The organism is Brevibacillus sp. RS1.1 (assembly GCF_013284365.1).
Lineage (GTDB): Bacteria > Bacillota > Bacilli > Brevibacillales > Brevibacillaceae > Brevibacillus > Brevibacillus brevis_D.
Map to the genome: position 1 here is coordinate 136,269 of NZ_JABSVA010000009.1, position 15,203 is coordinate 151,471.

Here is a 15,203-nt window from a genome sequence, read left to right on the forward strand (position 1 = left end):
GGAATGCTGCGCAGCTTCCAATTTGGTTGATTCACCACTAATACGAATGAGCTGGAAAATCCTTTCTCGTTATTTTGAAAAATTTTATTTTCCTGTCAAAAGAGGTACCGCAAAGCTCACATCGCGATGCTCCTTCAACATACTGTCAAAGGTGATCGTCATTTGCTTTGGCAAGGATTTCATCTCCTCGATTTCCAAATTCCCTCTTACTTTCATCCGTCCATTTTGATTGGCGGATTCCTCGATATGGCATACCGCACTGTACTTTTTGCCCTTTTCGTCCGTCACGTACCATGTATCAAACGGGAAGATTCCCACTACTCCTTCCGCTAGCGTCCCCTCAAACTCGATGTTGTGGCGATCCTCTCCGCTGCCCTTAGATACCTTGTGAAACGTGAAGCGAGTCCCATTCTTTTCTGCTGTAACTGGCTTTGCTCCCACACTGGCAGGGTCCAGCTTTACGCTGAATCTTGGCTCTTCCTCTGTATAAACAGCATGCAGCTTAAAGGTTAGACCATTCGATTCTTTCAGGTCGTGGAAGTAATGAAATTGTCGCAGCCCTTTTTCCACTGGAGCAGACTCGCGCCATTTCATCGTATTGATTACGTTTTTCTGAATGCTCTCATCATGGATAGCGACTGCAGAGTCCCATGCGCCAAGGACGACTCCCTTTTCATTGACAAGCTGATAGCTGAAGTCCTTGTTATTCGAATCAATCACCACTTCTGTTCCACTCGGTGCAAAGGTAATCTCTCGCAAATCGAACTGAAATCCTTGGAGAGAGGTATGGGACTGATTGACAGCCACTGTTTTCGTCGCAGCTTTTGCTTTTTTCAAGTTCACGGGTACCGACAGCTGCCAGTTGCCTTTGGTACTGCCCATCTTTTTCATGTGGAACTCTACGACCAACTCGTCCGGCAGCTTGTTCCCATCGTCAAAATAGCTTCTGAGCTCGTGTTCAAACAGGATGTAATCGCCTATCTGGTTTGTTTTCCACGACACTTGATTGGGGGATGAGCTATGTAAAACCTTGCCCGCTTTATCCTTGATCGTGATTTCTTGATATTCATGGGTGGGGGTGTGGAAATTATCCCAATACACATCTGTTGCCTTGCCGTCTTTGTCTTTTACCCCGGCGATGATACTGATACGCAGCGGGTCTGCCAGAACCTCTTTTGCTTCCAAGATAAAGCCTTGATCGGTCACTTTCAGATCAAGCGGCTGGGTAAATCCATTTTGAGCGGCTTGCAAAATTCCAGGATCTCCAGCCTTTTGCGAGACAAACAAGCTAGTGTTCACAGACGGTGCTGCATTCACCACTGCTGCCGGACTACTTGTGAAAAACGACGGGGACACGAGGATTCCCGTTGATACAACGACTGCCAATGCTGCCACACATAATGCCATTTTTTTCATAACTGCTCCACTCCTTATTTTCCTAGATTCACTCAATATTCACGAGAAACAATCGTTCGGTTCACGAGGAGCACGCAAAAAAAGAGCTCGACAGCCTGAACGAAATCAGGTCTGCCGAGCTCACTCGTTATCGAATTTACTATTTCATAAATGAGAGGGCTTTAAACACGTGCAGATAGTGCCCGAGCGAGTAACTCTACCAGTCTCCTTGCATACTCGCCAGTGGTATCCCTTGCCCCTGAGAATTCCGTCACTTCCATACTAGTCACGCGCGAATCTCGCAAAACAGTTGCCAGTAATGCCTCCGCTTCGGACAGCGACAATCCAATCTCACTTGGAGAATAGGCCGCTGGCATCGCGTCTTTGTGCATGATATCTACGTCGAAATGAACGAGGATTTTGGCATCAGGCGGGATCGATTGGAGCATATGAGAAATTCGTTCCACGATGCTTCCCTCTGTGAGCTGGTCCAAGGTCATAATCTCTACGCCATACGTCTCTGTGGGCATTTGTTGGCAACCGACAAGACGGATTCGCTCTGCATCCCAGCCGCTTGGTTCGATCCATTGTCCGCGATCCTGAAGCAAAAACCACAATCCCATCCCTGCCGCCCCAATACAGCGAGAGGCCGATGGAACTACGGCATCGAGATGACCGTCAAGCACGAGCAGATACGCTTTTTCCTGATACTGAGCCTGATGAGCCTGTGCCGTTGCAACGACCAAGCTGCAATCGCCGCCAAGCATCAAGACAAAGTCGTCTGTATCGAGCCACTCTTGCGCGTCCTTTTGCAGCAAATCCCAGAACATGCGTGGTGCCGGCCAATTACGAACTGGTGGAATATTATGGCGAGGCAAATCATCGGGAAGATGCAGATTTCCTACGTCCTGCACTTCCAAGCCAAGCTTCTGCAACTGCTCGATCAATCCTGCTGTACGAAGCGCGTCCGGAGATAATTCTGTGCCAGAGACATATGCTCCTGTGAAATGCGGGATACCAGCCACTTTTACTCTGATAAATAGTCCCTCCCAAGGAATTCATGGTATGAATGTCCTTAAAAGTATATCACAGCCTGCCTTGCAAAAATTGGATGAGATCACCGACGGACGGTCGTAACCATCGATCTGGCAAGGATGCTTTTTCCCCGCGCAGCAATTGGCAAGCCAGTGCATTCGGATGGACATCTGCACTTAAAAAATACACTTGGTGTACAGGCTGCGGGAGAGCGTCCATGAGCTCCACATATTTGTTAACATACACCTGCAACGCATCCCGATAGACGGGAGTCGTTAAAGCCGCGCCACACCACACGTCAATTCCGGTCAACTCCTTGGCATGGGCTGCATCCAAGCTTTTGGCAAGCGAGCAGATAACGAATAGCAGCTTCTCTGGCGCCAGGTTGAACCGCTTCTGATACTGCTTGGCAAAACGGGCAAGTGTCGCATTCCAGGACGGCGTATCGTAGCTGCCGAGATCAGGGATGCATTTGAGTGCCCCGACTAGCTGCTCTTCCCTCTTTATAAACAAGAGACCATCGATCACTTGAAACGAAAGCCCGCTCAACTGCCCGGACAAAAACTCACCCACCCGCTCATGCATGACGCGAGAGATTCGCTGTGAGGATTTGCGCTTTAGCTTTTGCCGTATGCGCACCTCTTCTTCCTCCAGATAGATCCGTATCAGCCTGGAAAATAAATCTGCCTCCGTAGTTGGCTCTCGTATCAGGCACTCCAAACGGCTATAGGCGTCTGCCACGCTTTGGTCCCATTGCCCTTCTTTTTCTGTGCCCATCATTACCCTCCCTCACATCATATCGGGTGCGTGATCGGCCACGACCAGCACATCCATGTGTCGGACCTCCCGCAATAATCGCTGGATGACCGAACCCTCGAGAATTTCCTTCCAGCGGGTTCGTGCCGACTGCCCGATGACGACCTGCGTCGTTCCTTTTTCGTTCATATGCCAAACTAGCTTGGTGAAAACCTTGCGTCGGGAAGGGGCTTCGTATCGTTCAAAACGACCTCCGAGACGCTCCGTTAGTGCCTTCAGCTTCGCCAGCTGCGTCTCTTCCTCTTCTGTCAGCGACGGATGATCCTGCACGTAAGCTACATGCCAGGACGCCTTCAGCCGATAGGCAATTCGGAACCCTCGGCGTATCAATCGTTCACTATCTGCCCGCAAATTCACACAGACAAAAATGACTTCCTGCTGCCGCCAAGGCCCGCGCAGCGTTCGTCGCTCCCATGCCTCCAAGCGTTCGTCGACGTCGTCCGCCACTTCACGCAAGGCCAGCTCTCTTAACGCGATCAAATTCCCTGTTTTGAAAAAGTTGGTCAGTGACTGCTCCACCTTTTCCATCGCGTAAATATTTCCCTCCCGCATCCGCTGGCGTAGCGCTTTGGGTGAAATATCAATCAGCTCTACCTCATCTGCCTGATGCAGAATATGGTCCGGCACCGTCTCTCGAACGCGGATTCCCGTAATTTGCTCGACGCTGTCGTTTAAGCTCTCCAAGTGCTGAATGTTCATCGTGGATATGACAGAAATACCCGCAGCCAAAATCTTCTCGACATCGTGATATCGCTTCTCATAGGCGCTTCCCGGCACGTTCGTATGTGCCAGCTCATCCACCAGTACGACCTCCGGATTTCGCCGGATAATTTCGTCTGTGTCCATTTCTTCTAGCGTCACATTTTTATACGGGATGCGCTTGCGCGGGATAAGAGGAAGTCTCCCTACCTGCTCAATGGTTTCTTTTCGTCCATGCGTTTCTAAAAGCCCAATCACCACGTCGATGCCATTTTCAGCTAGCTCGTTACCTTCTCGGAGCATCGTGTATGTCTTGCCGACACCTGGTGCGGCTCCTACATATACTTTTAGCGTCCCGCGCTTGATTTTCCCGATTTCTTGCTGCATCTCCTCATCGGAGAGTCGTCGGTACGGATTGACCGTTACCGCCTGTTCTCGCTTGGTCGGCATGACGCGCTCACCGTCTCGCTCGGAACGATCTGCCACGATCAAGATATCAATATTTTTCGTTTGCCGAAGAATCTTATGGACGATGGAGCCGTACCATATCTCGTCCCAGCGCGTACGCTTAGACTGCCCCATGACGATGCGGGTCACATTATTCTCCATCGCATAGGCGACGAGCTCATTTGCTACGTCCTTTTCACGTGCAAGCATCTGCTCTTCAAAGGTACCACCGACTTTGTCCACGAGCTTTCCGATGGATCTCTTAAAAGTCGCTTCTTCTTTCGTCAGCTTTTTGGATAAAGGGAGAAAACAGACGACCAAGAGCTCTCCGCCGAGCCGCTTGGCAACCTGTTGTCCGCGCCGAACCAATATCGAGCCGTTCCAATGATACTGGGCAGAAACCAGCACCCTCTCTGTGGCTCCTGAAGCCCCCACCATGCCGTGCTTCTCCCGATAATCCTCCAAATCCTCGTTTACGCCCGTAGCTACGAACCGAAGAGCGAGTTCCCGCAGCATATGCAGATTGTCTCTGCGAAACAACGGATGCTGGGTTCGAGTTGGGTTGCGGTCGTCTTCTTGCAGCCGTTTCAGAATGGCTTCTGGCGTGACGTCGAGCAATTTCACCTCGTCAGCCATGGCAAGCGTATCCTCAGGAACACACTGGTCAATCCGTACTTCTGCCTTCGTCAGTCGCTCCGCCATTTCTTTCATCCCGGCTAACTCGTAAATGTTGACCGTCGCAATCACACTAATATTGTTATTCAGCAAAAACTGAACATCTTCGAGCCGGGTTGGACGCGGGGCATCTGGACGATTGCGATGAGCCAAACCGTCTACGAGCACAACTTCCGGATCTCGCTCGATAATGGCTGCAACGTCCAGATCATGTCTCGCTTCCCCGAGAGAATGCCAGTTGATTGGCTCGATTTGCTCCAAGCCCTCCCGCTTTTGCGCCAGCTTGGGATGAGTGGCCTCACCTGAGCCAGCTACGACCACATCAATCCCTTTTCTCTTAAGCGACTGCCCTTCCATTAGCAGGTGATAGGTTTTACCTGCACCACTGACTGCCCCCAGAATGATTTTCAGCCTGCCCCGGTGCATTCTGGAGATGGACTGCAAGATTTCCTCCGGGGACTTTCGCCGAAACTGCTCTACCATCTCGCAGCCCTCCTTCTATCTTTACTTCTTCAATTCGTCCAAGGCCAAATTCAGCTTCACTACATTGACACGCGGCTCTCCGAATACACCCAAGCTTCTTCCGTCTGTATTCGCTTCAATCAGTGCCTGGAGTTGTACCGGTTCGAGATTGCGCGCCTTGGCTACACGCTCTACTTGTATTTGGGCAGCCTTTGGCGAGATATGCGGGTCCAGACCGGAAGCGGAGTTAGTCAGCAAATCAGCCGGGATGTCTTCCTGCTTCACGCCAGGATTCGCTGCTAGAAATGCGGCGATATCCTTTTGCGTACGTTCGATCAGGGCCGGGTTGGATGGCGCGTAGTTGTTCGAGCCAGAGCCTGACGCATTGTTATCAATAGAAGAAATGCGTCCCCAGAAGTACTTCGGATCGGTGAAGGTCTGCCCAATCAGCTCGGAGCCGACCACCTTGCCGCTCCCATCGGTGATGAGACTGCCACTTGCTTGTGCAGGCATGACAACCTGTGCAATCCCTGTCATCGCCAGCGGGTAGGCAACGCCGCAAATCAGCAGCAAAATGAGGCTGAGACGTAAATTTTTCAAAATCATATCGGTTCACCTGAGCTTTCTTTTTTCAATATGAATTAAATTAAATTCAATCCACTCAAAATCAAGTCAATCAGCTTGATACCCACGAACGGAACGATAATTCCTCCCAAGCCATAGATCACCAGGTTGCGGCTAAGCAGCTTTGTCGCACTCATCGGCGTGTATTTCACACCTTTCATCGCTAACGGAATCAGGATCGGGATGATGATCGCATTGAAGATCAACGCGGATAAAATCGCACTTTGCGGTGTAGCCAAGCCCATAATGTTGAGCGCACTCATTTGTGGGATCGCCAGCATGAACATCGCAGGAATGATCGCGAAGTATTTCGCTACGTCATTGGCGATACTGAACGTCGTCAATGCACCGCGTGTCATCAAAAGCTGCTTGCCAATCGCAACGACCTCGATGATTTTGGTCGGGTCAGAATCCAGATCGACCATGTTCGCTGCTTCCTTTGCCGCTACCGTTCCTGTATTCATCGCCAGACCAACATCGGCTTGTGCGAGAGCTGGCGCGTCATTCGTACCATCACCTGTCATGGCGACCAGCTTGCCTGCCGCTTGTTCTTTACGGATCAACGCAATCTTGTCTTCCGGCTTGGCTTCCGCTACGAAATCGTCCACACCAGCTTCGCGGGCAATCGTCGCTGCTGTCAGCGGGTTATCTCCCGTACACATGACCGTACGAATTCCCATCCGGCGCAGCTCTTCAAAGCGTTCGCGCATCCCTGGCTTTACGGTATCCTTCAAATAAATCAATCCGAGAATCGCATTGCCTTCTACTACAGCCAATGGCGTGCCGCCAGCCGTTGCAATCCGGTTTGCTTTTTCATCCAAATCAGCAGGAATGTTGCCCCCTTGCTCTGCCACGTATTTCTTGATGGCATCGACGGCTCCTTTACGGATGATGACCCCGTTTGCCAGATTCGTCCCGCTCATTCTTGTTTCAGCGCGGAACTCCACGCCTTCGGAACCGGGCAATTCCAGTTCAGCAGGTGCCAGACCTTGTTTTTTCGCCAGCTCTACAACAGAGCGTCCTTCCGGTGTTTCGTCATGGACTGAGCTTTGTGCAGCTACTCGGTTCAATTCCGTGCTTTTGGTGTTGCCTACGGTGACAAACTCGGCAGCCATCCGGTTACCATGCGTGATCGTTCCCGTTTTATCCAAAATAATAGTGTTGATGTCACCAGACGCCTCAACCGCTTTACCCGACATGGCGATGACGTTAAACTGCGTGACCCGGTCCATCCCCGCAATCCCAATCGCTGACAAGAGTCCGCCAATCGTGGTTGGAATCAAGCAAACGAGCAAAGCAATCAGTGTCGCAACCGGAATGGCTGCATGTACATAGTTGGCTATCGGCAGCAAAGTCGTGCAAACGATCAAGAAAATTAATGTTAAGCTGACCAACAGCGTATTCAACGCAATTTCATTCGGAGTCTTCTGTCTCTTCGCACCTTCCACCAACGAAATCATGCGATCCAAAAACGATTCGCCGGGATCAGTCGTCACACGGACGCGGATGCGGTCACTGACGACACGTGTGCCTCCCGTGACAGAGCTGAAATCGCCACCTGCTTCTTTAATGACCGGAGCGGATTCACCTGTAATCGCTGATTCGTCCACAGAGGCGACACCCTCGACGATTTCCCCGTCGGATGGAATCAGCTCGCCTGCTTCCACGATGACCAGATCGCCCTTTCGCAGTTCTGTGGAACTGACGACTTGCATGCGACCATCTTTCCCCACTTTTTTTGCTTGCGTGTCCTGCTTCGTTTTTTTCAAGCTCTCTGCCTGTGCTTTGCCGCGCCCTTCTGCCAAGGCTTCTGCGAAGTTGGCGAACAAAATCGTCACGAACAGGATCAAGCTGACGACGCCGTTGTAAAACGGGTCCGAAGCTCCCCCAAACAAATTCGGCACAAACGTCAGGAGAAGTGTAATGAAGAACCCGATCTCTACCACGAACATGACTGGATTTTTCATCATCACACGCGGGTCCAGTTTTTTGAAGGACTCGACAAAGGCCCGTTGATACAAATCTTTAGGAAGCGCAACCGTGCGCGTTCTACTCATGGAAAATTACTCCTTTGCCTCTAGTATTCATTTTCAAATCGAAGTTCAAAGTGAGCTATTAAACTTCCTCTTATCATCGGATCGTAAGCCACTCGGCGATTGGGCCGAGAGCAAGCACAGGCAGGAATGTCAGTGCGCCTACGATCACCACCGTCGCAATCAAAATCACTGTGAATACACTATTGTCTGTGCGAAGTGTACCCATCGTTTCCGGTACCGGCGTTTTTGCGAGCAAGGAGCCTGCTACCGCCAGCATCGTAATAATCGAGACGTATCGGCCGAACAGCATGACGAGTCCCGTAGAAATGTTCCAGAATGGCGTGTTGTCGCCCAATCCTTCAAAACCGGAACCGTTGTTGGCTGCGGAAGAAGTGTACTCGTACAGCACTTGTGAAATGCCGTGGAATCCTGGGTTCGACACTGCGGACGATCCCATTTCTGTTGCCAATGCAATGGCGGTTGGCGCCAAAATAATCAGGGGATGAACGAGAATCGCGATGGCGATCAGCTTCATCTCTTTTCCTTCGATCTTGCGGCCGAGGAATTCAGGCGTACGCCCTACCATCAAGCCCGCCAAGAATACAGCCAAAATCGCATACATCAAAATGTTAATCGTTCCGACGCCATCTCCCCCGAATACGCAGTTGAGCATCATTTCACCCAGCGGAACCAAGCCGCCAAGTGGTGTCAATGTATCGTGCATGTTGTTCACGGTTCCTGTCGTTGCCGCTGTTGTCACGGCAGTGAACAAGGCGCTTTGTGCGATGCCAAATCGGACTTCTTTTCCTTCCATGCTGCCCATTTCTTGTGACAGGCCAACCCGCTCTAGCGCAGGGTTGCCGTTTCCTTCATTGGCATAGGCCGTGATCAGGAACGCCAGAAACATCACGAACATCGCTCCAAAAATAACCCAGCCTTGCTTGCGGCTCTTCGCCAGGAAGCCGAATGCGAACGGCAGTGCCGCTGGGATCAAGAACATCGACAAAATTTCGATCACGTTTGTTAGCGGTGTCGGGTTTTCAAATGGATGCGAGGAGTTTACCCCGAAGAATCCGCCCCCGTTTGTTCCTAAATGCTTAATCGATACGAGTGAAGCAACCGGACCACGAGCGATTTGTTGCTCCGTCCCGCTAATGGTTGTCGCTGTTGCGGTCGGCTCCATCGTCTGTGGCACGCCTTGGGACACCAAAAGCAATGTCACGACAATCGCCAGTGGAATCAACACACGTGTATGAGCACGTACTAGGTCTACGTAATAGTTACCGATGCTGCGTTGTCCAGTCAGCCCGCGCATAAAGGCCATCACGACCGCGATCCCTGTCGCTGGGGTCGTAAACATCAGGTAAATAATGACCAGCATCTGCGATAGATACGACAATCCGCTCTCTCCGCTGTAATGCTGAAGATTCGTATTCGTCAAAAAGCTGACAGCCGTGTTAAAGGAAAGCAACGGCTCCATCGCCGCGATCCCACTCGGGTTTCCAGGTAACATCCCTTGCAAACGAAGCAAGAGATAAGCAATCGCCACCATTGAAATATTGCTGACCAGAACAGCCATTGCGTACTGCTTCCAGGTCATATCTGCTACGCGAATGCCAGACAGCTTGTATATCGCTTTTTCCACCCCGCCAAAAACACGGTCCAATCGAGTCGTCTCCAGCGAAAAGGAGCGTGCCAAATATTTTCCCATCGGTATGGCGAGCACGAAAAGCACGACCAAAACCAACGCTATTTGTATAAAGTCCACGACAGTTCCTCCTACTCCCTCTAAAAAATGGTTCCAAATAAACGAATGATTCGGGTAACCCCTAGTATTTTTCCGGGTAAATCAATGCGTGGCACAGGTACATCGCAAGCCCTGCCATAATCAAAAGCAACCAGATCATTTCTCTTTCCCTCCCTGTTCTCTTACCACGGCGTCACAAAACTTGATGAGTGCAAAAAATACACCGAATGAAAGCGCCAAGAGCAGTATGGAAACCACGTCCATGCCATGTCCCTCCTTTTTTCTGGTACTGACTATCCCGTAAAGTCTGGCCGACTCGTCTCTCTCGCTTCCCCTGTACAGGCTTCCTTTTTTGAAAAAAACCTGCCAGTTGGGAAAAAAATAGACCAATGCTTACGATTTCCCCGAAAGATCGCCACATTTGACCGAGCGAAAGATAAACAGACGAAACAAGTCGCCCGCCTTTTCGCGGCAAATCAAAACGATTCTTTGTATCGGAGAAAAAGTACTCATTGGTCTACCTAACGCCCAGCCGACTTGAAGTTGCCTTCTTTGCGTTTTGTCTCCCGTTTCCTTTTTCCGAAAACAGCTATTTACTTGTGAGTAAAACGGTCATTGGCCGTTTTTGAGCAAAACGAAAAGACCTGCGTAACGTTTCGAGTCAACCCTTGTTGTCCCTCAATGGATAACAAAAAGGCCTCCTCAAACAGGCGGTCTTTAGACCTCCCTCGCTTTAGCCGACGAAGTTAGCTGACGGGTAGGATGGCGAAAGAGTTTCTCATCCCTCCCACGATTCATTCGTGGGATTAACCCCTACTGATTGGGTCCTCCGTTCCCGAGTGCCTCGGGATTTGGCCATATTTTGCAATTGTTGGTTACGAATCTCATTATACGTCCGGCATAATCGGATGTTAATGTCCTATTTCAGTCTTTTTCACACGATTTTTGCATTCTTTATCCGTGTAAGCGGTTTAAACCTATCAGGCCTCATCCGATCATGATATTTCATCGTTTCTCTTGCGTTTTCACATTATCAGCCTATTTGTTTGACAGTCCCAAGACTGCTGAGTAATATTAGGCACAATGATAAATTATGGGAGGTATGGCATTTGGCCATCTCTAACAAAAAAAAGCTGGAAGCCGAAATCAGCGAAGCATTCATAAAATTTCAGCGCGAACTGATTGGACGAGGTCCACAGGAAGCGAAGACTTACATCGTCGGTGATATGGTCATCGCTAGGTTCAAGGGCGTTCTCACCGTCGAAGAAAAGCATCTGTCCAGTCACGATAAAGGTCGCCGCATCGTCAAAGAAATGCGCGAGGTTCTTCGTGAAATGTACAGCGAAGAATCAGAAGAAATCGTAGAAAAGCTGACCAGCTGTAAGGTACTATCGAGCCATAGCGACATCAGCACGAAGATGGGTGAACGGATCGAAGTTTATGTATTGGACAAAGACCTCGAAAAAATGTTGGGCTAATTTTACGAAAACAAGGCTCCACCTCATGTGCAGGCGGAGCCTTTTCTATTTCTCTCCTAGCCACTCATCTGTTCAGCCAACCAGCCGTAGCCCTTATAACCGGGCTGGCTCACGATGACGTGATTCGCCCCGAGCGCCTTGTATAACATCGCGTTCCGATGCTCCTGTGTCATCACAAAAATCCGGCAGGAACCCAGTTGCCTGAACAGTGTAACGAAGTCTCGTCCCTCTGCCCACTCATCTGGAAAAATGTAGACGGATTGGTATATCAGCAAAGATTCCTGATCGCGGTAGCACTCGTCAAATGAGATGGGCAAAAAACGCTGAATCGTCTTGTCTCCAGACCCCACCGTCAATGAAAAGGCACCTGGATTCCTTCCCCAAAATGCAGGCAAACTGTCGCAGCAGAGTGTCTGGACAAAAGAAGTGAAAGCTTCCCCTCTGCCCATTACAAAATAATGCTTCATAGCAGCACCTCCCCTTTCTTATTGGAGATCCTCAATGGACGAGATGTTCATGTACGAAGGAACCACGAGTCCGATTTTGGTTCCGTCGAGATTCGGACCCAAATCCTCGATTTGCCCACCAAATTTTTTCAAATAGCTCGTATCCGTAGACGGCAGCCACGCCGCAACCATTCCATCCACATCCCCAATTGCCACTCCTGCCCACATCGGTCCAGTCTGCACCTGACTCAACTCGACTTCATACCCCAGCTTCTGTTCCAGCACATGCTCGACGACGTGCGAGCTGGCAATCTCGGAATCCCATGCTACATAAGCGAGAGTCAGCTTCTCTTTTTGGACAGGCTGTATGCCCTCCACCCATTTCGCCACTTTGGCTTCGTTATTTTTTACCCATTCCGCAGCGGCCACTTCCGGATCTTTTCCGTCAATCATTTGAACCATGACCGACTCCATATCAGCTGGCTCCCACCAGAACTTATCCAGAAATTGATAGGCAGCAGGCTGATCCTCTTTCAGCCCTTTGCGCACGATGGTATGGATTTGTTCCGCTCCGCCAAAGCCGTTCTTTGGGTCCGCCAAGTATTTCAAATCCATCTTTTTAAACATCCAGTGCGGCGTCCAGCCCGTTATGATAATTGGTTCCTTCGCTTCGTACGCCTTGATCAAAGCGGCTGTCATCGCTGCATCTGAGCCTTCGACAAGCTGCCATTTATCCAAGCCATACAGGTTCATGACTTCCTCTGTCTTTACCATCGAGCCTGCTCCTGCGTCGATTCCGATGATTTTGTAGTCGAGCTTTTCTCCTAACGCGTTGTCCGACGTCTCAGAAGCAATAGGATCGACCACCGTTGCTGTCGGTATTTGTGTGTTTGTGTTTTGACTAGAGCAGCCTGCGAGCCAAGCTGTTGCTCCCATCATCCCTGCCAAGAAAGCTGGAATCATTTTGTTCATCATGTGTTTCTCTCCTTTTTTCCTGCATGTTGGGTAAGCCGATCCAGGACGATAGCGATGATCACGATGGATAGCCCCGCCTCGAATCCTCTTCCTATATCCACTTGCGATACGGCACGATACACATCTGCACCCAAGCCTTTCGCCCCGATCATAGCCGCTATGACCACCATCGACAGGGCGAGCATGATGCACTGATTGACGCCCGCCAAGATCGTCGATTTCGCATACGGCAGCTGCACTTTCACGAGCTTTTGCCACCCAGTTGCGCCAAAGGCGTCCGCCGCTTCCTCCATTTCCGCTGGGACCTGACGAATGCCTAAGTTCGTAAGACGCACGATTGGCGGCAAAGCAAAAATAACGGAGGCAATAACTCCCGGCACCTCGCCCAAACCGAAGAAAAAGATGGCGGGAATCAAATAAACGAACGCTGGCATCGTCTGCATCAAATCCAGTACTGGCGTAACCAGATTGCGAAACGTATCGTGTCTCGCGCAAAGAATGCCCACCGGAATCCCGATAGCGATCGAAATCATGGTGGCAGTGAGGACGAGTCCCAATGTCTCCATCGTTTCATCCCAGTACCCCAAGTTGTGGATGAGAGAAAGTCCAACAACCGTAAAGACCATGGACGCTCTCCCTGCAAAAACCCACGCAGCGGCCCCCAGCAGCAAGATGAGAATCAGCGAAGGTATCTCTGCCAAAACCGTAGAACAGTAAGTCACCATCGTGGAAATGACGATAGCCACCGGATCAAACAATACCCCTTTGTACTGGCCCAGCACCTCCACGAACCCTTCCATCCAACCGCCAATCGGTAGCTTAGGCACGACGTCCATCACTCATCACCTCTGCTCTCTGATGTTCTTGGACATTGACTTTGCCTACCAGCCCGCCTAGCACCGCTCCTTTTACGATGACACCCAACAAACGCTGCTGCTCGCCCACTACCGCAATCGGGACATGCAGGTCTGCCATCATCGGGAACAAGCTGTGCAGACGTGCGTCAGGCGAAACGGTAGGGAGGTCGGTTTTCATGATTGCCTCCAGCGAATCTCCCGTACTGATCGCGAGTGATACGTCATACGCCGTAATCAATCCGAGCAGTGTGCGCTTTTTGTCCACGACGTACAAGCTGGACACGCCATTATCCATCATGAGTTGCAGTGCCACTCGGGCCCCTTTGTCAGGCGTGATTGCTTCTGCCCGTTTCATCACATTTTCAGCAACGAGCACCCTGGACAGGTCGGCATCCTCCACGAACTTCCGCACGAATTCATCCGCTGGGTCAGCCAGGATTTCTTCTGGGCGGCCGATTTGAATGATCTGCCCGTCTTTCATAAAGGCAATCCGGTCGCCCAGTCGCAACGCCTCATGCAAGTCATGTGTAATGAACAGGATCGTCTTTTTCATCGTCATCTGAAGCTCCAGCAGCTCATCCTGCATATCTTTTCGAATGAGCGGGTCCAGTGCACTGAACGCTTCGTCCATCAAGAGAATATCTGGATTATTAGCCAACGCCCGCGCCAATCCGACTCGTTGACGCATACCTCCGCTCAATTGATCTGGGTACGCATTTTCCCACTCGGTCAATCCAACGAGCGCGAGCGCTTCCCGTGCTTTTTCTTGTCGGAGCCCTGGTGGTACTTGTTGAATCTCCAAACCAAACTCCACGTTTTCCCGTACCGTCCGCTGCGGAAACAGGGCGAAGTTTTGGAAAACCATCCCGAGCTTCTTCCTCCGCACCTCGCGCAAAGCTGTCGCCTTCATGGCCACGATCTCTTCCCCATCGATCTCGATGCTTCCGCTCGTTGGGTCAATCAGTCGATTACACAGTCGGATTAAGGTTGATTTGCCGCTGCCGGATAGGCCCATGATGACGAAGATTTCGCCTTCCTCGACTTCAAAGCTGACCTGATTGACACCGATGGACTGGCCGGTTTGCTTGTAAATTTGTTCTTTTTTACGTCCTTCCGCCAGCAGCTTCAAGGCCAGCTCGGGCTGCTTGCCAAACACTTTTGTAAGTTGATGGACTTTCATTTTGGACATGATATCCCTCATCCTTCGTTTTTTCGTAAATGTAAAAAGCCCGCGAAGCTTCCACACTCCAGCAAACCTAAGCAGGCACGCTTGATTTTTACTCGTGTAGAAAATCCGCAGGCTTACGGAATACCTGGCGTCCATTGTCAGGACTCCCTGTACTCTGTCTTCCCGATTTCGATTGTCAGCGGTTTATGTCGTACCGACTGCCTCCCAGCGATCCACACCATTTCCTTCACGACTGTATCGCGTAAGCTGCTCGTCGATATTTCCATAAAAAAATAGACCGATCCATCCTTTTTCTCCAGAACAAAGGTCCCAAAGAAAAAGC

General features: G+C 50.6%; 12 protein-coding genes and 1 riboswitch. Of the genes, 1 reads left to right on the forward strand and 11 read right to left on the reverse strand.

The window, feature by feature from the left end; genetic code table 11:
* Positions 1 to 84 precede the first annotated feature (84 nt).
* The 7 genes from HP570_RS23700 to kdpA all read right to left on the reverse strand — a co-directional run bounded on the left by HP570_RS23700 (position 85) and on the right by kdpA (position 9,957).
* Positions 85 to 1,416, reverse strand: a complete 1,332-nt coding sequence (locus HP570_RS23700) for a DUF4179 domain-containing protein (RefSeq protein WP_173627365.1) — start codon at positions 1,414 to 1,416, stop codon at positions 85 to 87.
* Between the two features lie 161 nt (positions 1,417 to 1,577).
* A complete protein-coding gene (locus tag HP570_RS23705) occupies positions 1,578 to 2,420 on the reverse strand; it encodes an arginase family protein (RefSeq protein ID WP_173627366.1) in 843 nt (280 codons plus the stop codon).
* A gap of 61 nt (positions 2,421 to 2,481) precedes the next feature.
* The gene (locus tag HP570_RS23710) at positions 2,482 to 3,207 is read right to left on the reverse strand and encodes a hypothetical protein (protein ID WP_173627367.1); all 726 of its coding nucleotides are present in this window, start codon (positions 3,205 to 3,207) and stop codon (positions 2,482 to 2,484) included.
* A gap of 12 nt (positions 3,208 to 3,219) precedes the next feature.
* Positions 3,220 to 5,550 (reverse strand): universal stress protein, encoded by a 2,331-nt coding sequence (locus HP570_RS23715; RefSeq protein WP_173627368.1) that lies wholly within the window; start codon positions 5,548 to 5,550, stop codon positions 3,220 to 3,222.
* Positions 5,551 to 5,571: 21 nt separating this feature from the next.
* Entirely contained in the window at positions 5,572 to 6,135 is a 564-nt protein-coding gene (gene kdpC, locus HP570_RS23720; RefSeq protein ID WP_173627369.1) for a potassium-transporting ATPase subunit KdpC, read from the reverse strand.
* 35 nt (positions 6,136 to 6,170) lie between these two features.
* Complete coding sequence (gene kdpB / locus HP570_RS23725) at positions 6,171 to 8,210, reverse strand: potassium-transporting ATPase subunit KdpB (RefSeq protein ID WP_173627370.1); 2,040 nt, start codon at positions 8,208 to 8,210, stop codon at positions 6,171 to 6,173.
* Between the two features lie 73 nt (positions 8,211 to 8,283).
* Positions 8,284 to 9,957: a potassium-transporting ATPase subunit KdpA gene (gene kdpA / locus HP570_RS23730; protein WP_173627371.1), complete on the reverse strand. Its 1,674-nt coding sequence runs from the start codon at positions 9,955 to 9,957 to the stop codon at positions 8,284 to 8,286.
* Between the two features lie 699 nt (positions 9,958 to 10,656).
* Positions 10,657 to 10,803, reverse strand: a riboswitch (cyclic di-AMP (ydaO/yuaA leader).
* A gap of 242 nt (positions 10,804 to 11,045) precedes the next feature.
* Here kdpA and HP570_RS23735 point away from each other — a divergent pair.
* Positions 11,046 to 11,414 carry a Na-translocating system protein MpsC family protein gene (locus HP570_RS23735; RefSeq protein ID WP_012684130.1) on the forward strand — a complete coding sequence of 123 codons (369 nt, stop codon included), beginning with the start codon at positions 11,046 to 11,048 and terminating at the stop codon, positions 11,412 to 11,414.
* Positions 11,415 to 11,470: 56 nt separating this feature from the next.
* Here the strand turns inward: HP570_RS23735 and HP570_RS23740 are convergent, their stop codons facing one another.
* Genes HP570_RS23740 through HP570_RS23755 form a run of 4 tightly spaced genes read right to left on the reverse strand, consistent with a single transcriptional unit; the run spans position 11,471 to position 14,881 of the window.
* Positions 11,471 to 11,881, reverse strand: a complete 411-nt coding sequence (locus HP570_RS23740) for a hypothetical protein (protein WP_173627372.1) — start codon at positions 11,879 to 11,881, stop codon at positions 11,471 to 11,473.
* 18 nt (positions 11,882 to 11,899) lie between these two features.
* The gene (locus HP570_RS23745; protein ID WP_173627373.1) at positions 11,900 to 12,835 is read right to left on the reverse strand and encodes a glycine betaine ABC transporter substrate-binding protein; all 936 of its coding nucleotides are present in this window, start codon (positions 12,833 to 12,835) and stop codon (positions 11,900 to 11,902) included.
* Entirely contained in the window at positions 12,832 to 13,671 is an 840-nt protein-coding gene (locus tag HP570_RS23750; protein WP_173606192.1) for an ABC transporter permease, read from the reverse strand. The genes HP570_RS23745 and HP570_RS23750 overlap by 4 nt, the downstream gene beginning before the upstream one ends.
* Positions 13,655 to 14,881 (reverse strand): quaternary amine ABC transporter ATP-binding protein, encoded by a 1,227-nt coding sequence (locus HP570_RS23755; RefSeq protein WP_173627374.1) that lies wholly within the window; start codon positions 14,879 to 14,881, stop codon positions 13,655 to 13,657. Before HP570_RS23755 ends, HP570_RS23750 begins: the two co-directional genes overlap by 17 nt.
* Between the last annotated feature and the right edge of the window lie 322 nt (positions 14,882 to 15,203).